17 protein-coding genes are annotated in these 20,460 nt (G+C 69.8%); 5 read left to right on the top strand and 12 right to left on the bottom strand.

Annotation, left to right across the window (positions count from 1 at the left end; translation table 11 throughout):
- Position 1: 1 nt before the first annotated feature.
- From gcl to sucC, 5 genes are read right to left on the bottom strand one after another with little or no spacing between them, the layout of a single operon-like run.
- Positions 2 to 1,723, bottom strand: a complete 1,722-nt coding sequence (gene gcl / locus ACFLIM_RS04980) for a glyoxylate carboligase (RefSeq protein WP_393162339.1) — start codon at positions 1,721 to 1,723, stop codon at positions 2 to 4.
- Positions 1,720 to 2,580 carry an NAD(P)-dependent oxidoreductase gene (locus ACFLIM_RS04975; protein ID WP_393162337.1) on the bottom strand — a complete coding sequence of 287 codons (861 nt, stop codon included), beginning with the start codon at positions 2,578 to 2,580 and terminating at the stop codon, positions 1,720 to 1,722. Before ACFLIM_RS04975 ends, gcl begins: the two co-directional genes overlap by 4 nt.
- On the bottom strand, positions 2,577 to 3,356 hold the full coding sequence (locus ACFLIM_RS04970; RefSeq protein WP_393162335.1) for a hydroxypyruvate isomerase family protein: 780 nt from the start codon (positions 3,354 to 3,356) through the stop codon (positions 2,577 to 2,579). The genes ACFLIM_RS04975 and ACFLIM_RS04970 overlap by 4 nt, the downstream gene beginning before the upstream one ends.
- Complete coding sequence (gene sucD, locus ACFLIM_RS04965; RefSeq protein WP_393162333.1) at positions 3,353 to 4,276, bottom strand: succinate--CoA ligase subunit alpha; 924 nt, start codon at positions 4,274 to 4,276, stop codon at positions 3,353 to 3,355. The genes ACFLIM_RS04970 and sucD overlap by 4 nt, the downstream gene beginning before the upstream one ends.
- Positions 4,276 to 5,406 carry an ADP-forming succinate--CoA ligase subunit beta gene (sucC, locus tag ACFLIM_RS04960; RefSeq protein ID WP_393162331.1) on the bottom strand — a complete coding sequence of 377 codons (1,131 nt, stop codon included), beginning with the start codon at positions 5,404 to 5,406 and terminating at the stop codon, positions 4,276 to 4,278. Before sucC ends, sucD begins: the two co-directional genes overlap by 1 nt.
- A 161-nt stretch (positions 5,407 to 5,567) precedes the next feature.
- Here sucC and ACFLIM_RS04955 point away from each other — a divergent pair, with 161 nt between their 5' ends.
- The 3 genes from ACFLIM_RS04955 to ACFLIM_RS04945 all read left to right on the top strand — a co-directional run bounded on the left by ACFLIM_RS04955 (position 5,568) and on the right by ACFLIM_RS04945 (position 7,882).
- The gene (locus ACFLIM_RS04955; RefSeq protein WP_393162329.1) at positions 5,568 to 6,785 is read left to right on the top strand and encodes an MFS transporter; all 1,218 of its coding nucleotides are present in this window, start codon (positions 5,568 to 5,570) and stop codon (positions 6,783 to 6,785) included.
- Positions 6,786 to 6,871: 86 nt separating this feature from the next.
- On the top strand, positions 6,872 to 7,615 hold the full coding sequence (locus ACFLIM_RS04950; RefSeq protein ID WP_393162328.1) for a GntR family transcriptional regulator: 744 nt from the start codon (positions 6,872 to 6,874) through the stop codon (positions 7,613 to 7,615).
- Positions 7,616 to 7,705: 90 nt separating this feature from the next.
- Positions 7,706 to 7,882, top strand: a complete 177-nt coding sequence (locus ACFLIM_RS04945; protein ID WP_393162326.1) for a hypothetical protein — start codon at positions 7,706 to 7,708, stop codon at positions 7,880 to 7,882.
- 116 nt (positions 7,883 to 7,998) lie between these two features.
- Here the strand turns inward: ACFLIM_RS04945 and ACFLIM_RS04940 are convergent, their stop codons facing one another.
- From ACFLIM_RS04940 to ACFLIM_RS04910, 7 genes are all read right to left on the bottom strand, one after another.
- On the bottom strand, positions 7,999 to 8,976 hold the full coding sequence (locus ACFLIM_RS04940) for a TerC family protein (RefSeq protein WP_393162324.1): 978 nt from the start codon (positions 8,974 to 8,976) through the stop codon (positions 7,999 to 8,001).
- A complete protein-coding gene (locus tag ACFLIM_RS04935) occupies positions 8,973 to 9,461 on the bottom strand; it encodes a hypothetical protein (RefSeq protein ID WP_393162322.1) in 489 nt (162 codons plus the stop codon). Before ACFLIM_RS04935 ends, ACFLIM_RS04940 begins: the two co-directional genes overlap by 4 nt.
- Positions 9,461 to 10,951, bottom strand: coding sequence for an Nramp family divalent metal transporter (locus tag ACFLIM_RS04930; RefSeq protein ID WP_393162320.1), 1,491 nt, complete (start codon positions 10,949 to 10,951; stop codon positions 9,461 to 9,463). The genes ACFLIM_RS04935 and ACFLIM_RS04930 overlap by 1 nt, the downstream gene beginning before the upstream one ends.
- An 84-nt stretch (positions 10,952 to 11,035) precedes the next feature.
- Positions 11,036 to 13,153, bottom strand: coding sequence for an acetate--CoA ligase family protein (locus ACFLIM_RS04925; RefSeq protein WP_393162318.1), 2,118 nt, complete (start codon positions 13,151 to 13,153; stop codon positions 11,036 to 11,038).
- A 72-nt stretch (positions 13,154 to 13,225) separates the two neighbouring features.
- The gene (frc, locus tag ACFLIM_RS04920; RefSeq protein ID WP_393162316.1) at positions 13,226 to 14,449 is read right to left on the bottom strand and encodes a formyl-CoA transferase; all 1,224 of its coding nucleotides are present in this window, start codon (positions 14,447 to 14,449) and stop codon (positions 13,226 to 13,228) included.
- Positions 14,450 to 14,463: 14 nt separating this feature from the next.
- Positions 14,464 to 16,137, bottom strand: a complete 1,674-nt coding sequence (locus tag ACFLIM_RS04915) for a thiamine pyrophosphate-binding protein (protein ID WP_393162314.1) — start codon at positions 16,135 to 16,137, stop codon at positions 14,464 to 14,466.
- Between the two features lie 79 nt (positions 16,138 to 16,216).
- Positions 16,217 to 17,431 carry a molybdopterin molybdotransferase MoeA gene (locus ACFLIM_RS04910; protein ID WP_393162312.1) on the bottom strand — a complete coding sequence of 405 codons (1,215 nt, stop codon included), beginning with the start codon at positions 17,429 to 17,431 and terminating at the stop codon, positions 16,217 to 16,219.
- A 110-nt stretch (positions 17,432 to 17,541) separates the two neighbouring features.
- Between ACFLIM_RS04910 and ACFLIM_RS04905 the strand changes: the two genes are divergently transcribed.
- The gene (locus tag ACFLIM_RS04905) at positions 17,542 to 18,519 is read left to right on the top strand and encodes a 2-dehydropantoate 2-reductase (RefSeq protein ID WP_393162311.1); all 978 of its coding nucleotides are present in this window, start codon (positions 17,542 to 17,544) and stop codon (positions 18,517 to 18,519) included.
- Positions 18,520 to 18,557: 38 nt separating this feature from the next.
- A complete protein-coding gene (locus tag ACFLIM_RS04900) occupies positions 18,558 to 20,459 on the top strand; it encodes a molybdopterin oxidoreductase family protein (protein ID WP_393162309.1) in 1,902 nt (633 codons plus the stop codon).
- Position 20,460: the final 1 nt, after the last annotated feature.

Below are 20,460 nucleotides of genomic sequence, written 5' to 3'. Positions count from 1 at the left end.
CTCAGTCGGACCAGTCGGCGGTGATGAGCTCGGGCAGCGGCTCGAACTCCTTGATCGCCTCCAGCGATGGGCCCATGGCGGCGTTGGCCTCGCGCTCGACCATCACCTCCACCAGCACCGGCAGCCGCTCCCGTGCCGACTCGGCCGACGCCCAGGCCAGGGCGTCCTGGAGGTCATCGGGCACCTCTACCCGGCGAGCCGGGCAACCGAACGCCTCCATGGCCTTGACGTGGTCGATGCCGCCCTCGCCGTAGTGCAGGTCAACGGCGTAGTTCATGTCGTACGGGAGCTCCGCCTGCCTGATGAGACCCAGATACTCGTTGTTGACCATGACGATGACGAACGGGATCCGGTACTGCGCCGCCACCGCCACCTCCTCCATGAGGAACTGGAAGGAGTAGTCGCCGACCACGGCCACGACCTGGCGTTCCGGATGCGCGCACTTGACGCCCATGGCCGCGGGTATCTCCCAGCCCAGCGGCCCGGCCTGCCCGCAGACCAGGTAGCGCCGCGGCAGGTACGTCGTCTGGAACTGGCCCGACCAGATCTGGTAGAGCCCGATGGCCGTGACGAACGTGGTGTCCCTGCCGAAATACTCGTTGATCTCCTTGAACACCCGCGGCGGCTTGATCGGCACGTCGTCGAAGTCGTCGCGGCGCGCCATCGTCCGGCGCAGGTCGCCGATCTTGCGCACCCACTTGCCCGGCTCCTGCGGCCCGCTGCGGCGGCGCGCCTCGGTGACCAGCTCCGCCAGCACCGGTTTGGCGTGGCCGACGATCCCGAGGTCGGGCTCGAAGACCCGGCCGAGCTGCATCGGCTCGATGTCCACGTGGATGAACTTGCGCCCCCCGCGATAGACGTCGAGGTCGCCGGTGTGCCGGTCGCCGAACCTGGCGCCCACGGCCAGGACCAGGTCGCTGTCCAGGAACGCGGCGTTGCCCCACCTCGTCTGGGTCTGGATCCCGGCCATTCCGGCGAACAGCGGGTGGTCCTCCGGGAAGGCGCCCTTGCCCATGAGCGTCACCTGCACCGGCACCTGGAGGTGCTCGGCCAGCGCGCGCAGCTCGTCGGCGGCGTCGGCGATGATCACGCCGCCGCCGGCCAGGATGATCGGCCGCCTGGCCTCCGCCAGCAGGTCGGCGGCCTTGCGCACGGCCGCGGGCAGCGGCTGCGGCACCTCGACGGGCAGCGGCGCGTCCACGTCGCGGTCGTACAGGCAGGTGCCGCGCTGGACGTCGATCGGCAGGTCGATGAGCACCGGCCCGGGCCGTCCCGAGCGAGCGATCCGGAACGCCTCCCTGAACACCCACGGCGCCTGCGCGGGCTCCTTGAGCTGCACCGCCCACTTGGTCACGGGCCTGGCGATCTCCACGATGTCGACCGCCTGGAACGCCTCCTGGTGCAGTTTGGAGGTGGCCGCCTGGCCCGTGACGCAGATCATCGGGATGGAGTCGGCGAGCGCGGTGTAGAGGCCGGTGATCATGTTCGTGCCGGCGGGGCCCGACGTGCCGATGCAGACGCCGACGTTCCCCGTCACCCGGGACCAGCCGTCGGCCGCGTGGGTGCCGCCTTCCTCGTGGCGTACGGTGATGTGCCGGATCGAGCTGTGCTGGAGCGCGGCGTAGAGCGGCAGGATGGCCGCGCCGGGGATGCCGAAGACGGTGTCCACCCCCTCCGACTCCAGGACCGCGACCACGGCCTCCATGCAGGGAATGCGGTTCATCCATTGAGCCTTTCGATCACCTTGAGCAGGGCGGAGTGGTCGAGCGAGCCGTGGCCCTGCGCCCTGGCCGCGGCCACGAGCTGGGCGACCTGGCCGGTGAGCGGCAGGCTGACCCCGGCCTCGCGGGCGGCGGCGACGGCGATGCCCATGTCCTTGTGGTGCAGGTCGATCCGGAATCCGGGGGCGAACTCCCGTTTGACCATGGTGTGCCGTTTCAGCTCGAGGATCCTGGAGCCCGCCAGGCCACCCGCGAGCACGTCGAGCCCGGCGGCCGGGTCCACGCCCGAGGCTTCCAGCAGCACGATCGCCTCCGCCACCAGCCCGTAGATGCCGCCGACGACGAGCTGGTTGGCGGCCTTCACGGTCTGGCCCGCGCCGGGCGCGCCGACGTGCACGACCGTCGTGCCGAGCGACCACAACACGGACTTGGCCGCGTCGAAGTGCTCGGGCTCGGCGCCCACCATGATCGAGAGCGTGCCGTCGATCGCGCCGCGCTCGCCGCCGCTGACCGGGGCGTCCAGCGCCCGTACGCCGACGGCCGCCGCCTGCCGCGCCACCCAGCGGGAGGTCTCCGGCTTGATGGTGCTCATGTCGATGTAGAGCAGGTTCGGCTTGCCGTACTCGATGACCAGCGGCGCGACCTCCTCCACCTGTGGCGAGTCGGGCAGCATCGTGATCACCGCCTCCGCGCCGGCGACCGCCTCGACCACGCTCGACGCGCCCTTGCCGCCCAGGCCGGCGAGCTGCTCGATGCGCTCGGCGCTCACGTCATACCCGGTCACCGCATGTCCGGCTTTGAGAAGGTTGGCCGCCATCGGGCTGCCCATGATCCCCAAACCGACGAACCCGATGTTCATGCCCGCCTCCACTCGAACGCGCCCGGCCCCTCGTGCCGGTACTCCAGGCCGACGTGCCCGCGATATCCCGCGTCCGCCAACCGCCCGAAGATCTCCTCGTACGGCATCCGCCCGCTGCCCGGCTGCCCTCTGCCGGGGTCGTCGGCGATCTGCACATGGCCGAACCTGGCCGCGTGCCGGTCGATGAGCGACAACACGTCCTCGCCCATCCGGTTCAGGTGGTACAGGTCGGCCAGGAAGGCCACGTTCTCCCTGTCCACCTCGTCGATCAGCTCGAACGCCGCCTGCGACGACGTGATCGGATATTTCGGGTTCTCGTGGGAGTTGAGGGCTTCGACCACCACGGTCGCGCCGATCCCGGCTGCCGCGTCCGCCGCCCGCCGCAGGTTGGCCACGGCCAGCTCCCGGTCGGTGTCCGGCTCGTTGCCGTACAGGGCGTTCAGCACCCCGCAGCCCAGCTCGCCCGCCAGCCGCACGGCCACGTCGATGTTGGCCTGGAACCTGGCCGAGTCGTCCGGCCTGGCCAGCAGGCCGCGCTCGCCCGCGGCCATGTCGCCGGCGTCGAAGTTCAGGCCGACCAGGCGTACCCCGGCGTCATCGACGGCCTGCCGCAGCGCCGCGAGCTCCGCGCTCGTGGGGTCCGGGGTGTCGAAGGGCCACCACAACTCGACCGCGTCGAACCCCGCCTTGGCCGCCGCGGCAGGACGCTCCAGCAGCGGCAGATCGGTGAACAGGATGGACAGGTTGACGTCGAACCTCACGACACGCGTGTTCATTGCCTCACTCCGTGAGGCGGCTCGGTCGCCTTTGATGCCGTCGCGGCTCTCGTGAGGGCCGAGCGCATGAGCCGGGCCGTCTCGGACGGCGTGCGGCCGACCCGGACCCCGGCCGCCTCCAGGGCCTCCTTCTTGGCCTGGGCGGTGCCGGACGAGCCGGACACGATCGCGCCCGCGTGCCCCATGGTCTTGCCCTCGGGGGCGGTGAACCCGGCCACGTACGCGACCACGGGCTTGGTGACGTGGGAGGCGATGTAGGCGGCGGCCCGCTCCTCGGCGTCGCCGCCGATCTCGCCGATCATGACGATGGCCTCCGTCGCCGGATCGTCCTGGAACGCCTGCAGGCAGTCGATGTGCGAGGTCCCGACGACCGGGTCGCCGCCGATGCCGACGGCGGTGGAGAAGCCGAGGTCGCGCAGCTCGTACATGAGCTGGTACGTCAGCGTCCCCGACTTCGAGACCAGCCCGATGCGCCCCGCGGAGGTGATGTCGGCGGGGATGATCCCGGCCGAGGACTGCCCCGGGCTGATCAGGCCGGGGCAGTTGGGCCCGATGATCCTGGTCCGGCCGCCCGCGAGGGCGCGGAAGCGGACCGCGTCATGCACGGGCACACCCTCGGTGATGACCACGCACAGCGGCACGGCCGCCGCGACGGCCTCCTCCACGGCCGAGCCGGTGAACCGCGGCGGCACGAAGATCACCGAGACGTCGGCCCCGGTCTCCGACACCGCCTCGGCCACCGACCCGAACACGGGCACCGTGCGGTCGCCGAAGTCCACGGACCGCCCGCCCTTGCCAGGGGTCACCCCGGCCACGACGTCAGTGCCCGCGGCGAGCATGCGGGCGGTGTGCCGGGTGCCCTCCGCGCCCGTCATGCCCTGTACGAGCACCCGGCTGTCCTTGGTCAGAAAGATCGCCATCAAGCACCTGCCGCGAGTCTGGCCGCCATCTCGGCGGCGCCGTCCATGGTGGAGACCTGCCGGACCGCCGGGTGCCTGGCGTCGCTGAGGATGCGCCTGCCCACCTCGGCGTTGTTGCCGTCCAGCCGTACGACGATGGGCCTGCCGTGGCCGCGTTCGCCGAGGAGTTCGAGTGCGGTGACGATGCCGTTGGCCACCGCGTCGCAGGCCGTGATGCCGCCGAAGACGTTGACCAGCACCGAGCGCACGTCGGGGTCGGCCAGGATGATCTCCAGCCCGTCGGCCATGACCTGGGCGGACGCGCCGCCGCCGATGTCCAGGAAATTGGCCGGTGCTGCACCCGCCCCGGCCACCACGTCGAGCGTGCTCATGACCAGCCCGGCGCCGTTGCCGATGACGCCGACCTTCCCGTCCAGCTTGACGTAGTTCAATCCCTTGGCCCGGGCCCGGGCCTCCAGGCTGTCCGAATGCTCCGCGTACTCCCAGGAGTGCCGGAATCCAGAGTTGTCGTCCAGGGTGACCTTGCCGTCGAGTGCCACGATCCGCTGGTCCGTGGTGCAGATCAGCGGGTTGACCTCGACCAGTAACGCGTCCTCAGCGACCAGCACCCGCCACAACTTCTCCAGCACCTCGGCCGCCTGCTCGGGCAGGCCCGCCTTGGCCGCCAGCAGCCGCGCGGTGTCCTCGTCCACTCCCGCCACCGGGTCGATCGGCAATCTCACCAGGGCGTCGGGGTCGGTGGCCGCGAGCTCCTCGATCTCCATGCCGCCCCGGCCCGACACCATCGCCAGGAACCCGCCCTCAGCCCGGTCGACCAGGAAAGCCGCGTAATACTCCTCGAACGGCACGGTCGCCGTCTCCACCAGCACGCTGCGCGCGATGTGCCCCTTGATGTCCATCCCGATCACGCGGTCGGCCTCCTGCTCGGCGGTGACCGGTCCCGCCGCGGTCCTGATGCCACCTGCCTTGCCGCGTCCACCGGTCTTCACCTGGGCCTTGATGACAACGGGCGCGTTCAGCTCGGCCGCGATCGCGCGGGCCTCGGCCGGGGTGCCCGCGATCCTGCCCGCGGGAACCGGGATGCCGTGACGCCCGAAGAGCTCCTTCGCCTGGTACTCGTACAGGTCCATTCGAGCCTCCTTTGTAGACGGTATACCGTATGGAATATGCTCCGTCTAGGGTCTCGACACGGGTCTGTTCTCTGGATATTCCATACAGTATGGAGAATGCAGTTAGAGATTGGCGGGGCCGCCCGTACCTTCCAGGGCCCGTCCCCGCGGACCGCACGCGCATGTTCTGGCTGGCCTGGGCCGCCATGGCAGCGATCAGCCCCCTCCAGTACGGCTACGCCGCCCTCCTCGCCAAGGAACCCAACGGCCTGACCCTGCTGGCCGCCTGGATCGCCTGCCAGGCCGCGGGCGCGCTGCCCGCCCTCCACCTGGTACGGCGGGGCCGCCTCGGCGTGCGCGCCTGCCTGGCCGCCGGCGCCGCGTTGAGCGGCCTCGGCCTCACCACGGCGGCCCTCACCGGCCCGGCGCTGCCGCTCGCCCTCGTGGGCTACGCGCTGCTCGGCGGGCTGGGCGCCGGTCTGGTCTACGGCGTGTGCGGCGAGGTCGTCTCCTCCTGGTATCCGGAACGGCCCGCCGCCCGCGTCGGCCTGATCACCGGCGCCTTCGGGTACGGCGCGGTGCCCCTGCTGCTCTGGGCCGGGATCGCCCCGGGCTCGACGTCCACCGCCTTCCTGGTCGCCGCGGTCCTGGCGGTGGCGGTCATCGCGGCCGCGGCCCGATACCTGCGGCTCCCTCCGGCTCTGTGGTGGCCCGGCGACGTGGACCCGCGCTCGCACGCCCTGGACGCCGCGAGATTGCGCACGACCCCGGACGCGGCCAAGCAGTTCCTGCTGGGCCAGGCGCTGCGCACGCGGACATTGCCCGCGCTGGCCCTGATCCTGACGTGCGCCGGCGCGGTGTCGGTCTTCGACGTGATCGTGGTCGCGGGCACCGGCTCATGGGGCGCGCTGGCCGTCCTGGTGGCGCTGAACGGGGCCAGCCGGTCGGTGGCCATGCGGGCGTCGGAGGTGTTCGGCCGCAGGCGGGTGCTGGCCGCCGTGCTGGCCGCGCTCGCGATCGGCCAGGTCCTGCTCGCGACCGCCGTGCAGAACGGTGCGGCGACCGCCGGACTGCCAGGGGCGACGGGCACTTCGCTGACCGACGCCGCGGGACCGCTGTTGTGGCTCGGGGCCATCGCCGCCGGACTCGGAGGCGGCGCCTTCTACCCGCTCGTCGCCAGCCTCGTGCGCGAGTTCTTCGGCACCGAGCGGCACGGCGAGATCCACGCCGTCGTCTACAGCGCCAAGGCCCTGGCCGGAGTCGCGGCCGTCGCCCTGGCCCTGCTCGCCCTGAGCGCCCCCGCGACCGGTCTCCTGGCCGCCGCCGCGCTCGCGGCGCTCCCGGCCCTGGCGACGCCGAGACTGCGTATTCCGGGGCTCCCGGCCACGATCCCCTTGTGATGAGACTCACGACCGTGGACAACCCCATGACGGTATGCTGTAGGCAGTCGACGAAAAACTTTTAAAGCAGCCCTGGAGACACAGACATGTTGCTGTCGGATCAGGCCGGTCAGGCGGCGGCCGCCAAGATTCCCCGCCCCGCGACGCTCAGGGAGAGCGTCATCGAGGCTATCCAAGAGCTCATCGTCTCCGGCCAGCTCAAGCCCGGCCAGCACCTCGTGGAGAGCGAGCTGGCCGAGCTGCTGGGCGTGTCCAGGCAACCGGTCCGCGAGGCGCTGCAGCAGCTCAGCGGCGAGGGCTGGGTCGATCTCCACCCCGGCCAGGGGGCGTTCGTGCACGTCCCGACGCTGGAGGAGGCCGACCAGCTGCTCGCCGTCCGCACGCTGCTCGAGACCGAGTCCGCCAGGCTCGCCGCGAAACACGCGGGCGAGGACGGCGTCAAGCGGCTGCGCACCCTGTGCGCACGCGGCATCGCGGCGGTGGAGTCCGACGACATCGACTCCGCCGTGGCGACCAACTCCGAGCTGCACGCCCTGGTGACCGCCCTGTCGGGCAACGCGGTGCTGGCCGAGCTGGCCAGCCAGGTGGCCCGGCGGGTGCGGTGGTACCACACGCCGGTGGCCCGCCAGCGCGGCATGGCCTCCTGGGACGAGCACACGGCGCTGATCGACGCCATCGAAGCAGGTGACGAGCGCCGCGCGGCGAAGATCATGCGTGAGCACACCGAGCACACCCGTGCCTCCTACATGGAGCAGCGCGAAAACGAGCCCGTAGAGCCCGCGCCCAAGCCGGTGCGCCGGCGCCGCCCGCGCACGCCGTACGCGGGATGATGACGGGTTGATCCGATGTTCACACAAGACCGCATGCTCCGAAACACCTCGGGTAGAGGATGGAGCCGAACAGTTAGGAGGTGCATGACCATGAAGGCGCTCATCCGTTTTCTCCTCGGTGATCCCCCGGGTCAGTCAGCAGACGGCAGGGTGATCGGCCTCGGCCTGAGCATGGCGCTCAAGAAGCAATACTCCGCCGAAGACGCGGAGCGCCACCTGCGCCAGTGGGCCACCGAGCACGACGTACGCAAGAGCCCGCGGCACTGACCCGCAGGCGCACGGACAGACGCAAGAGCCCGCGGCACCCCCTGGAGTGCGCGAAGGCCCGCGGCGTTGAGCCGCGGCAGGGGCGCCCTCACCTCCGCCCCCGCGCGCGGCCCGACTTAACGCTCCGCAGGCTCCGGCTCCACCACCTCCGCCTTCTTCGCATCACGGGCTGACTTGAGCAGGCTCAGCACCGCGGTCAGGGCGAGAGTCCCGACGATGACGCCGAGAGACACCATGATCGGGATCTCCGGCGCCCACGACACGCCGTCGTGGTGCAGCGCTTCCATGATCAGCTTCACGCCGATGAAGGCGAGCACCACCGACAGCCCCTTGCTCAGGTAGACGAGCCGGTCGAGCAGGCCGCCGATGAGGAAGAAGAGCTGGCGCAGCCCCATGAGGGCGAAGGCGTTGACGGTGAAGACCAGGTACGGCTCCTTGGTCAGGCCGAAGACGGCCGGAATCGAGTCCAGCGCGAACAGCAGGTCGGTGGTCCCGATGGCGACCATCACGATCAGCATCGGGGTGACCATCCTGCGGCCGTGGTGCACGGTGAGACGGGCGCCGTGATAGGTGTCCGTCGTCGGGAGCACCCGGCGCACCGTGCGCAACGCGATGTTCTCGGAGAACTCCGCCTCCTCGTCCTCGTGCCCGATCAGCTTCCAGGCGGTGTAGACGAGGAAGGCGCCGAATATGTAGAAGAGCCAGTCGAACCTGGCCACTGCCTCGGCTCCCGCCGCGATGAACCCGCCACGCATGACCAGCGCCAGGATGATGCCGACGAGCAGCACCTTCTGGCGATACTGCCTGGGCACCTTGAAGCGGCTCATGATCAGCAGGAAGACGAAGAGGTTGTCCACGCTGAGCGAATACTCGGTGATCCACCCCGCGAAGAACTCCCCGCCGTGCGCGGGCCCCGACAGGAGCAGCAGTCCGATGCCGAAGGCCACGGCCAGGCCCACGTAGAACGACACCCAGGCCACGCACTCCTTCAAAGAGGGTTCGTGCGGTTTGCGGGCGACCAGGTAGAAGTCAAACGCGAGAACGAGGCCGAAGCCGCCGAGCGTGGCCAGCCAGATCCAGACGGGCAGGTTCACCGGCGTCCTCCCTTCCTCGTGTGCAGCGCTTGGGCGTGCCGTACGTAGAGGCCGAGCAGCGCCTCCGCGTGCGGGTTGCCGGCGGCGCGGCGCACGAGCCAGTGTGGCATGAGCCGTTCGTGCAGCCAGACGAAGCCGATCGCGAAGCCCAGGCTCACCATCGCCTGGTAGGCCAGGAACGGCAGCACGCCGTCTTCCAGGCCGATCCCGACCACGCTCTCCTGCACCAGGCGGGACGCGGGGAACGCCGCCACCCAGAACAGGCCGACGGGCCCGAAGGTCCCAGGCCGGAACACGCCGTGGCCGAGTAGCACGCCGTATAAGCCGCCGAAGAGGGCGAGCGGTACGGCGAGCGCCAGGGCCGACAGCGCGGCCATCCCGATGGGCTGTCCTGCGACCAGGATCAGCCCACCGGCCATGGCTCCGGCTACGGCTCCGATCGACGCCCCTGGCAGGGCGAGTTCGAGGCTGTGCCGTCCATTCATCAGCCCACGACCACGCCGAAGGCGAACAGGCTGTAGAACAGCATGCCGAGGTAGAACACCGCGCCGAACCCGATGATCACGTTGGTCCACCACTTCGGCCTGATCGGTTTGGGCAACATGCGGTTGTTCACCAGGAGCAACGTCACGCAGTACGCGCCCATCGCGAACGTCGACAGGAACGCCAGCGTGTCCAGGATCCCGCTCGGTCCGTCAGCCGGGCCGAACAGCAGGATCAGGATGCCGAAGATGATCACGCCCCAGAGGAAGAACGCGTACAGACGCGACATGCCCAGCTTCTTCGCCCCGGGGATGAAGTTGTACGTCATGTCCGCCTGACCCCGGGAGAACGAGTCGAACAGCCCCAGAGTGGCGTTCAGGCCGATCAGCGCGATGAACCCGAGGAACACCGCCCCGAGCACCGAGCTGCCCGCCGAGGAGACGGCGTTGGACATGGCCGAGAGCGCCACCTCCCGGTCGTCGCCCTGGATGGCCGTGCGCACGCCCGGGTCCAGCCGCACCGCCGCCTGCGCGATCACCGTGAAGGAGATCGTGACCAGCATGGTGATGCCCCAGAACAGCAGCAGCGCGTCGAACGTGACCCAGCGCCGCCAGCCCTTCCACCTGGCCATCTCGGCCGGGTCGTCGGTGTCGAACATGAACCCGCGCGCGGGCATCTCCTCTTCCTCGCCCGCGTGCCGCAATCCGCGGATCTTCGGAATGTGCGCGCCCATGCCGGCGCCGGAGGCACGCAGGTGGAGCGTGTACCACATCTGCTGCATGCCCGAGGGCCCGGCGAACGCGCAAGCCCCGACGATCACCGGGAACCAGGCGGCCGACATGGCCTCCGGCGGCAGGTAGCCGATGGCGAACATGCCCGTGAGCGTGCTGGCCACGTCGCCCCAGGAGCCCACCATGGCCGCGACCACCGCCGTGCCGAGCACGAGCGTGCCGATGAGTATCGACAGCAGGTTCTCGAGCAGGTTGTAGATCACCTTGGCGAAGCTGAAGACCACGCCCACCAGGACCAGCCCGACGATCGCGGTCACAATCCAGGGGATGCCGGTTATCTCCTCGAACGCCGCCGCTCCCGCCGACAGGTGCCCCGGCCAGATGTAGACGGCGATGGCCACGATGAAGAAGAACCACATCAGCGGCTTGAACACCCTGGCCGCGCCGGAGAAGATGCTCTCCCCCGTGGCCATGGCGTAGCGCGCCATCTCCAGCATCACCACGGCCTGCAGGGTGACGCCGATCAGGAACAGCCACCTGATCTCCGGCCCGAACAGCAGCACCAGCCTGGGCCACATGTACGACTCGCCGATGCCCACGCCAAGCGCGACGAGGAACACCGTCGGCCCGAGAATGTGCACCGAGGGAGGCGCGTCGGGGAGCTTCCTGATGGGCATCGGCTCAAGCCGGCCCGCTTTCCATACTCGTTCGTCCTCGACCGGCGGCGTGGCCGTCGCCGGTGGTGTTTTCGATGTGTCCACCTACGGACCTCCTGGGGGGTTGTTGCCTTGCTCGTGCGCTGCCCCGAATAAAGCCCCCTCGCCTGGCGCTGCTTCGCTCGGCTCTTAGCTCAGCAGCCCGGCGGCCCTGGCCCATCGGTACTTCGCACCGAGGACCGCCACGGGCTTTTCTGTCGTGTACGGGTACGCGACCACGCCATGCTCGAACAGGTACTCGCTGGCCTCCTCAACTTCGGTGTCGCCGGCCAACGACGCCACGACCGGCTTGATGTTGCCCTTCTCCCGCTCCTCCGCCACCACGCGGGCGATGAGCTCGGCGAAGACCATCGGCGGCGTCACGATCGTGTGCCAGTAGCCGAGGACGAGCGCGTGGATCCGCTCGTCCGCCAGCCCCAGGCGGACCGTGTTCTCGTAGGTCGAGGGCGGTTCGCCGCCGGTGATGTCGATGGGGTTGCCCGCCGCGCCGAACGGCGGGATGTAGGCGCGGAAGGCCGCGTCCAGGTCGTCCGGGATGTCCATGAGGGTCAGCCCGGCGTCCACGATGGCGTCCGACAGCAGCACGCCCGAGCCGCCCGCCCCGGTGATGATGACGACGTTCTCGCCCTTGGGCGCGGGCAGGATCGGCAGGGCGCGGGCGTACTCCAGCATGTCGTTGAGGCCGGGCGCGCGCACCACCCCGGCCTGCCGGAGGATGTCGTCGTACACCTTGTCGTCGCCGGCCAGCGCCCCGGTGTGGGATCCGGCGGCCCGCGCGCCCATGGCGGTGCGCCCGGCCTTGAGCACGATGACCGGCTTCTGCTTGACCACCCGGCGGGCCGCGTCGACGAAGCCGCGCCCGTCCTTGAGGTCCTCCAGGTGCATGGCCACGGCCTTGGTGTTGTCGTCCTGCTCGAAGAAGGTCAGCAGGTCGTCCTCGTCCACGTCGGCCTTGTTGCCGACGCCGACGATGGCCGAGACGCCCATCTTGGTGGTGCGGCTGAAGCCCAGGATGGCCATGCCGATGCCGCCGCTCTGGGAGGTCAGCGCCACGCTGCCCTTGACGTCGTACGGGGTGCAGAACGTCGCGCAGAGGTTCTCCGGCGTGTAGTAGTAGCCGTAGATGTTCGGCCCGAGCATGCGCACGCCGTGCCGCTTGGCGATCTCGACGATCTCCTGCTGGCCCTCGACGTTCCCGGTCTCGGCGAACCCCGACGGGATCATGATGGCGCCCGCCACGCCCTTCTCCCCGGCCTGCTCCAGCGCCGGCGCCACGAACTTGGCGGGGATCGCGAACACGGCCACGTCCACGTCACCCGGCACGTCCGAGATGCTCTTGTACGCCGCCAGCCCCATGATCTCGTCGGCCTTGGGGTTGATCGGGAAGATCTGCCCCTTGTAGCCGCCGTCGATGAGGTTGCGCATGACCGAGTTGCCGATCTTGCCGGTCTCGGCCGAGGCGCCGATCACGGCCACCGAACGCGGCTTGAAGATCCGCTTCATCTGCCGCAGGATCTCCTCGCGCGACAGCCGGGTGACCTCGGCCGGCTTCTCGCCGATGAGGATGCGCACGTCCGCGGCGACCGCGCCGTTCGCGTCGGCGAAGACGGGGTTGAGGTCCACCTCGACGATCTCGGGGAAGTCGGAGACCAGCCTCCCGACGCGCTCGATCAGCGCCGCGAGCGCCTCCCTGTTGGCGGGTTCGGCACCACGGACACCTCGCAGCACCTCTGCCGCTCTGATGTCGTCCAGCATCCCAAGGGCATCTTCACCCGAAACAGGGGCAAGTCTGAAGGTAACGTCCTTCAAAACTTCTACCAAAACTCCGCCCAAGCCGAAGGCGATGACCTTGCCGAAGGTGGGGTCGGTGACGGCGCCGACGATGACCTCGTGGCCGCCGCCGACGAGCTGCTGCACCTGGATGCCGTCGATCTTGGCGTCGGGGTTGTAGGCGCGGGCGTTGGCGAGGATCTTGTCGTAACCCTCCTTGACCTCCTCCACCGTCTTCAGCCCGACCAGCACGCCGCCGGCGTCGGTCTTGTGCAGGATGTCGGGGGATACGATCTTCAGCACGACCGGCAGGCCGATGCTCTCCGCGAGCTCGGCGGCCTCAGCGGCCGAGGTGGCCAGGCCCTCGCCGGGGGTGGCGATGCCGTACGCCTCGCAGAGCTTGCGCCCTTCCGGCGCGGTCAGCGCCGTACGCCCTTCGGCGAGCGCCTTCTCGATGACTTCCCGCGCAGCGCCCATGGTCGCGCTCCCTACGGGCCCTCCCTGGTTACGCTGGAGGCTGCCGCTGTCGGGCCCTACTCGCCGCTCCACTTAGATGACTCCGTTCGACTTGAGTTCGACCAGCTCGTCCGCGCTCACGCCGAGCTCGCCGTAGATCTCCAGGTTGTGCTCGCCGAGCAGGGGCGGGGTGACGATGTCCACCGGCGAGTCCGACAGCTGCAGCGGGCTGCCGACGGTCGTGAACTCGCCGCGCTCGGGGTGGTCGACCGTCACGACGATGCCCTCGTCGCGCAGGCTCTCGTCCTCCACCAGCTCCTTGGTCGACAGGATCGGCCCGCAGGGGATGTTCTCGGCGTTGAGCCGGTCGAGCACCGTCCACTTGTCGTGCTGGATCGTCCACTCCTCGATGAGCTGGAACATCTTGTCCAGCTTGGACAGGCGAGCCTCAGGGGTCGCCCACTCGGGGTCGTCGGCCAGCTCGGGGCGGCCGATGATGGACGAGATCGGCTTCCAGCCGATCGGCTGGACGATCACGTAGATGTAGTCGTTCGGGCCGCCGGGCGCGCAGCGCACCGCCCAGCCCGGCTGGCCGCCGCCGCTGGCGTTGCCGGAGCGGGGCACCTCGTCGGTGAACGTCTTGTTCGGATATTCGCGCAGCGGGCCGTGCGCCAGCCGCTGCTGGTCGCGCAGCTTGACGCGGGACAGGTTCAGCACGGCGTGCTGCATGGCCACCTGTACGCGCTGGCCGCGCTGGGTCTGCTGGCGCTGGTAGAGGGCGGCCAGGATGCCGGCGACCACGTGGATGCCGGTGCCCGAGTCGCCGATCTGGGCTCCGGTGGCCAGCGGCGGGCCGTCCTCGAAGCCCGTCGTGCTCATCGAGCCGCCCATGGCCTGGGCGATCACCTCGTACGCCTTGAACTTGGCGTACCTGCCGGCGCCGAAGCCCTTGATGGAGGCGTAGATGAGGCGGGGGTTGAGCTCCTGGAGGCGTTCCCAGGTGAATCCCATACGGTCCACGGCGCCCGGGCCGAAGTTCTCCACCAGGATGTCGGCGCTCTTCACCAGCTCGGTGAAGATCTCCTTGCCGCGCTCGCTCTTCATGTTGAGCGTGATGCTGCGCTTGTTGCAGTTGAGCATCGTGAAGTAGAGGCTGTCCACGTCGGGCACGTCGCGGAGCTGCTGTCGGGTGATGTCGCCGGTCGGCGCCTCCAGCTTGACCACGTCGGCGCCCAGCCAGGCGAGCAGCTGAGTAGCGGACGGGCCTGACTGGACATGGGTCATGTCGAGGACGCGGACACCTTCGAGAGCCTTCATGTCGGTGTATTCCCCTACTTGTACATGGTCTGGTTCATGGTCCCGGGGGCGTAGACCTCCGGATCCACCCACACGTTGATCAGGGAGGGCTTGCCCGACTCCCTGGCCCGCTCCAGCGCGGGACGGATCTCCGACGGGTCGCGTACCTCCTCGCCGTAGCCGCCGAGCAACTTGGCGAAGTCGCCGTAGCGGATGTCGCCGAGGGTGTTGCCGACGCGGCCGCGGTCTTCGCCGTACTTGACGGCCTGGCCGTACCTGATCTGGTTCATGGAGGAGTTGTTGCCGATGACGCCGATGAACGGCAGGTCGAAGCGGACCATGGTCTCGAAGTCCCAGCCGGTCAGGCTGAAGGCGCCGTCACCGAACAGGCACAGCACCTCCTTGTCGCGCCTGGCCTGCTTGGCCGCCATCGCGAAGGCCATGCCGACGCCGAGCGTGCCGAGCGGTCCCGGGTCCATCCAGTGGCCGGGCGACTTGGGCTGCACGACCTGTCCGGAGAAGGTGACGATGTCGCCGCCGTCGCCGATGTAGATGCTGTCCTCGGTGAGGAACTCGTTGATCTCGTGGACCAGGCGGTAGGGGTCGATGGGCTGGGCGCCGGAGAGCTGGCGGGGCAGGCGCTTCTCGTACGCCTGGGTCTCGACGGCGCGCAGCTCGTCCAGCCACGCCTTGCGCTTGGCGACCGCGTCCTGGATGCGGCCGCTGGCCGCCTGGGCCGCCGCCGACAGGATGAGGCCGGCGTCGCCGACGATCCCCAGATCGATGTCCCGATTTTTCCCGACAGTGCGGTAGTCGAGGTCGATCTGCACCACCTTGGCGGTCGGCGAGAGCCGCTTGCCGTAGCCCATCCGGAAGTCGAACGGGGTGCCGACGATGATGATCAGGTCGGCCTCGGTGAAGGCGTACCTGCGGCTGAGCTGGAAGTGGTGCGGGTCGCCCGGCGGTAGGGTGCCGCGACCCGAACCGTTCATGTACGCGGGCACGTTCAGCGCCCGGACGAAGTCGATCGCCGCGTCGGTCGCCCGGCACGTCCAGACCTGGCTCCCGAGCAGGATGGCCGGCTTCTCGGCGTGCGCCAGCAGGTCCGCCAGCCGCTCGATCGCCTCGGGGTCACCCTGCTGGCGGGTGGAGGCCCGATAGTGGCCCGGCGCGGGGATGCGCGCCTTCTCCAGGGGAACCTTCGCGTCGAGCACATCACGCGGGATCTCCAGGAACGACGGCCCAGGAGCGCCGTGGTAGCACTCCCTGAAGGCCATCGACACGATGTCGGCCACCCGCTCCGTGCTCGGCACCGTGGCGGCGAACTTGGTGATCGGGGTCATCATGTCCACGTGTGGCAGGTCCTGCAGCGAGCCCATCTTGTGCTGGCTCAGCGCCCCCTGCCCGCCGATGAGCAACATGGGGCTCTCCGCGCGGAAGGCGTTGGCCACGCCCGTGACCGCGTCGGTCGTGCCCGGTCCCGCCGTGACCACCGCGCAGCCGGGCTTGCCGGTGATGCGCGCGTATCCGTCCGCGGCGTGTGCCGCCACCTGCTCGTGGCGTACGTCGATGACCTCGATGCCCTCATCGACGCAGCCGTCATAGATATCGATGATGTGGCCGCCGCAGAGCGTGTAGATCACGTCCACACCCTCGGCCTTCAGCGCCTTGGCTACTAGATGACCGCCAGAGATCGTTTCCGACATCATGCCACCCTTTCCCGCCGTCTGTCTTCCGCATACTGCATACCGTATGAACGCAATGCTTACTCCCTCCTGAACGGCCTGTCTAGCCCCCTGGGGGCAACTCGATCAGCTCCACCTGCTCGCCGGCCCACCCCGGGGGGACCACCGCCAGCGCCTCCGCCAGCGCCGCTCCCCACAGGGATCCTGGCCGGTCATGACCTACGGGAACGGCGCCCCGGCCGGACCGCCGCACAGGCACGAGACGGGTGTTGTGCGGATGCGTCCGCACCTCACCCGCCAGCGCGCTCGTCTCCTTGCGCACCGGCGTCCCGGCCAGCTCCCGCACGATGGGAGCGAGCAGGGTGAGCGCCGCGGCGAGTGCCGCGAACGGGTTCCCGGGCAACCCCACGACCAGCTGTCCGCCCGGCAGCCGGGCGAGCAACTGCGGGTGCCCAGGGCGCACGGCCACGCCGTCGACGAGCACGTCCGCGCCGAGGTCGCCGAGCACCTTCCGGAGGTGATCGGCCGGGCCTTTGGAGGACGCGCCGCAGGCGACGATGACGTCGGCAGACGCGACCGGCCTGGCTGCGAGGCCGACGCCATCAGGCGCCGCAGCGGGCGGCCCGGCCAATGCGGCGCGAAGCGCCTCCTGGCCGTCAGGCACACGTGCGGTGCCGGTGACCCGGCCCCCGGCCCACTCGACCAGCCCCGGCAGGAACGGCCCGATGGCGTCCCGCACCCGCCCTGGCCCTGGCAGCCCTTGGTGCACCACCTCGTCCCCGGTGACCAGCACGGTGACGCGCGGCCGAGGACGTACCCGCAGCTCGTCGTGGCCAAGGCCAGCGGCGAGCCCGAGCACCACCGGGGTCACTACCGCGCCCGCTCCCAGCACGACGGCGCCTTCGGCGATGTCCTCGCCTCGGCGCCGGATGTGCCGGCCCGCTTCGACGGCGCCGGCCACGCGCACCGCATCCGTCCGCGAGGCCGCCGCGAGCCCCACATCCGCGTGCTCGTAGGGCAGCACCGAGTCCGCGCCCGCAGGCGTCGGGGCGCCGGTGGCGATCTCCACTGCCTCCCCCGGCCGCAACTCGCCCTCATGGGGCGCTCCCCCGGCCAGCACCTGCCCGACCACGCGCCACGGCCCGGAGCCGGCCACCGCGTAGCCGTCCATCGCCGACACGTCCACCCCCGGCACGGCGACCAGAGCCACCAAGGGGGCGGCCAGGCGGCAGCCCAGCGCGTCCGAAAGGGGCACCGAGACAGGGCCGAGCGGGCAGGCAGACCCGGCCGCGAGGGCTCGCGCGGAGCCCCATGACATTGCTTCCACCACTGGTTCATGCCGCACAACGGTCACAGCCAAGCTCCTTGACCCGACTTTTTCCATACTGTATACCGAATGCACAATCCGACGCGAGAACGGAGCGCAGCATGAAGGTCGCTGTTCTTGGCGCCGGCGCCATCGGCGCATACGTGGGGGCCGCCCTCCACCGGGCGGGAGTCGAGGTGCACCTCATCGCGAGAGGCCAGCACCTGCAGGCGATTCGGAGCGCCGGCGTGCGGGTGCTCACCCCAAGGGGCGACTTCGTCGCCCACCCCCATGCCACCGACGACCCCACTCAGGTCGGTCCGGTGGACCACGTCTTCCTGGGCCTCAAGGCGAACAGCTACGCCTCCGCGGGCCCCATGATCAAGCCGCTGCTGCACGGGACCACGAGCGTCATCGCCGCGCAGAACGGCATTCCGTGGTGGTACTTCCACGGACTCAAGGGCCCCTACGAGGGCTACCGCATCGAGAGTGTCGACCCAGGCGGCGCGGTCACGACCGCGTTGCCGCTGCACCGTGCGATCGGATGTGTGGTCTACGCCGCCACCGAGATCGAGGAGCCTGGCGTGATCCGGCACCTCGAAGGCACCCGCTTCTCCATCGGCGAGCCGAACGGCGAGCTGACCGAGCGGTGCGCCGCCTTCAGCCAGGCCGCCATCGAGGGCGGGCTGAAGTGTCCGGTGGAGCGCGACCTCCGCCGTGACGTATGGATCAAACTGATGGGAAACATCGCCTTCAACCCGATCAGCGCGCTGGCCAGGGCGACGATGGCCGGGATCTGCCGCCACGACGGCACCAGGGAGCTGGTCGTGGCCATGATGCGGGAGACCGTCGACGTGGCCAGCAGGGTCGGCTGCGATCCCGGCATCTCGATCGAGCGCCGCCTGCGCGGCGCGGAGAAGGCGGGCGAGCACAAGACGTCCACACTTCAGGACCTGGAGAAGGGCAAGCCGCTGGAGCTCGACGTGCTGCTGGCGGCGGTGGTCGAGCTGGCCGACCTCACCGGCGCCAACGTCCCGACACTGCGCGCGATCCACGCGGTGAGCGATCTGCTGAACGAGAACCTTGTCCGCGCGGTCTAGCTGGGAATACCTTAAATTGTATACAGAATGGAGGGATCATGAGCTACGACCGCCTGACCCATCCACTGGTGCGTGAGAACGGCGTGCTCCGCGAGGCGACCTGGGAAGAGGCGCTGGAGCGAGCGGCGGAGGGCTTCCGCCGCAACGTCGACAGGCACGGCCCCGACAGCTTCGCCATGCTGTCGTGCGCCCGCTCCACCAATGAGATGAACTACGTCGGGCAGAAGTTCACCCGCGTGGTGATCGGCACCAACAACGTGGACTCCTGCAACCGCACCTGCCACGCGCCCAGCGTGGCGGGGCTGTCGGCCGTGTTCGGCAGCGGTGGCGGCACCTCCTCCTATCAGGAGGTGGAGGACACCGATGTCATAGTGATGTGGGGCTCAGCGGCGCGCAACGCCCACCCCATCTTCTTCCAGCACGTGTTGAAGGGCATCCACAACGGCGCCCGGATGTTCGCGGTGGACCCCCGCCGCACCGGCACCGCCCAGTGGGCCGACCTGTGGCTGGGGCTCAACGTGGGCACCGACATCCCGCTGGCCCACGCCGTGGCCCGCGAGATCATCCACGCGGGGCTGCACAACGAGGCGTTCATCGAGCGGGCCACGACCGGCTTCGAGGAGTTCAAGGAGTCGGTCGAGCCGTGGACGCTCAGCGTCGCCGAGCAGGTCACCGGCGTGCCCGCGGACGCCATCCGCGAGCTGGCCCACACCTACGCCCGCGCCGACCGCGCCCAGCTGTGCTGGACGCTCGGCATCACCGAGCACCACAACGCCACGGACAACGTACGAGCGCTGATCAACCTGTCCCTGCTCACCGGCCACGTGGGCCGCTACGGCTCGGGCCTGTCGCCGCTGCGCGGCCAGAACAACGTGCAGGGCGGCGGCGACATGGGCGCCATCCCCAACCGCCTGCCCGGCTTCCAGGACATCCTCGACCCCGGCATCCGGGACCGTTTCGAGGGCGCCTGGGGCAGGGCGATCCAGCCGCGCTACGGGCTCAACCTGACCGAGATGCTGGAGGCGATGGCCGACGGCGAGGTGACCACCTGCTACCTCATCGGTGAGAACCCCGTGCAGTCCGAGGCCGACTCGCTGTCCTGCATCAAGCGCCTGTCCATGCTCGATCACCTCGTCGTGCAGGACATCTTCCTCACCAAGACCGCCCAGATGGCCGACGTGGTGCTGCCGGCCAGCGCCGCCTGGTGCGAGGCCGACGGCACGTTCACCAACAGCGAGCGCCGGGTCCAGCGGGTGCGCAAGGCCCTGGAGCCGCCAGGCGAGGCCCGCGACGACATCTGGATCATGTGCGAGCTGGCCCGCAGGCTGGGCCACGACTGGCACTACGACGGCGCGGAGGAGGTCTGGAACGAGCTGCGCGCCCTGTCCCCCCAGCACCACGGCATGACCTACCAGCGGCTCGCCGACCTGCAGGGCATCCAGTGGCCCTGCCCGTCGGAGGACTCGCTCGAACCGCCCTACCTGCACGGGCGGCTCTGGGAGAGCGACCCGGTCAAGCGGGGCACGCCGGCGCCGTTCGCGCTGTTGCGCCACTCGCCGCCGGTGGACCTGCTGGACGAGGAATACCCGCTGCGGCTGACCACCGGCCGCCGCCTCGACTCCTACAACACCGGCGTGCAGTCCTCCGGGTTCGCCTCGCCGCTGCGGCGCGGCGAGACCGTCGAGCTCTGCCCCGAGGACGCCGACCGTCTCGGACTCATCGCGGGCGAGGAGGTGCGGATCAGCTCGCGGCGCGGCTCGGTGGTCGCGCCCGTGTTCATCGATCCGGCGCTGCGGCCCGGACTGGTGTTCATGACCATGCACTTCCCCGACGACGTGGACACCAACTCCTTGACCATCGAGGCCACCGACCCCATCTCGGGCACGGCCGAGTTCAAGGCCGCGGCCGTACGCGTCGAGAAGCTCGTCAAGGCCGGGTGAA

Source organism: Nonomuraea marmarensis (genome assembly GCF_043197025.1).
GTDB lineage: Bacteria > Actinomycetota > Actinomycetes > Streptosporangiales > Streptosporangiaceae > Nonomuraea > Nonomuraea marmarensis.
This window is presented reverse-complemented; position numbering and strand designations above follow the sequence as displayed.

Bases quoted from the DNA above. Each gene is read 5' to 3' on its own strand.
- ACFLIM_RS04925 (WP_393162318.1), bottom strand. From the start codon at position 13,153: ATGGGCGCTGCGCGGGAAGTCATCGAGAAGGCGCTCGCCGAAGGGCGT.
- gcl (WP_393162339.1), bottom strand. From the start codon at position 1,723: ATGAACCGCATTCCCTGCATGGAGGCCGTGGTCGCGGTCCTGGAGTCG.
- frc (WP_393162316.1), bottom strand. From the start codon at position 14,449: ATGAAGGCTCTCGAAGGTGTCCGCGTCCTCGACATGACCCATGTCCAG.
- ACFLIM_RS04955 (WP_393162329.1), top strand. From the start codon at position 5,568: ATGTTCTGGCTGGCCTGGGCCGCCATGGCAGCGATCAGCCCCCTCCAG.
- sucD (WP_393162333.1), bottom strand. From the start codon at position 4,276: ATGGCGATCTTTCTGACCAAGGACAGCCGGGTGCTCGTACAGGGCATG.
- ACFLIM_RS04915 (WP_393162314.1), bottom strand. From the start codon at position 16,137: ATGATGTCGGAAACGATCTCTGGCGGTCATCTAGTAGCCAAGGCGCTG.
- ACFLIM_RS04905 (WP_393162311.1), top strand. From the start codon at position 17,542: ATGAAGGTCGCTGTTCTTGGCGCCGGCGCCATCGGCGCATACGTGGGG.
- ACFLIM_RS04970 (WP_393162335.1), bottom strand. From the start codon at position 3,356: ATGAACACGCGTGTCGTGAGGTTCGACGTCAACCTGTCCATCCTGTTC.
- ACFLIM_RS04945 (WP_393162326.1), top strand. From the start codon at position 7,706: ATGAAGGCGCTCATCCGTTTTCTCCTCGGTGATCCCCCGGGTCAGTCA.
- ACFLIM_RS04910 (WP_393162312.1), bottom strand. From the start codon at position 17,431: ATGTCATGGGGCTCCGCGCGAGCCCTCGCGGCCGGGTCTGCCTGCCCG.
- sucC (WP_393162331.1), bottom strand. From the start codon at position 5,406: ATGGACCTGTACGAGTACCAGGCGAAGGAGCTCTTCGGGCGTCACGGC.
- ACFLIM_RS04950 (WP_393162328.1), top strand. From the start codon at position 6,872: ATGTTGCTGTCGGATCAGGCCGGTCAGGCGGCGGCCGCCAAGATTCCC.
- ACFLIM_RS04935 (WP_393162322.1), bottom strand. From the start codon at position 9,461: ATGAATGGACGGCACAGCCTCGAACTCGCCCTGCCAGGGGCGTCGATC.
- ACFLIM_RS04975 (WP_393162337.1), bottom strand. From the start codon at position 2,580: ATGAACATCGGGTTCGTCGGTTTGGGGATCATGGGCAGCCCGATGGCG.
- ACFLIM_RS04900 (WP_393162309.1), top strand. From the start codon at position 18,558: ATGAGCTACGACCGCCTGACCCATCCACTGGTGCGTGAGAACGGCGTG.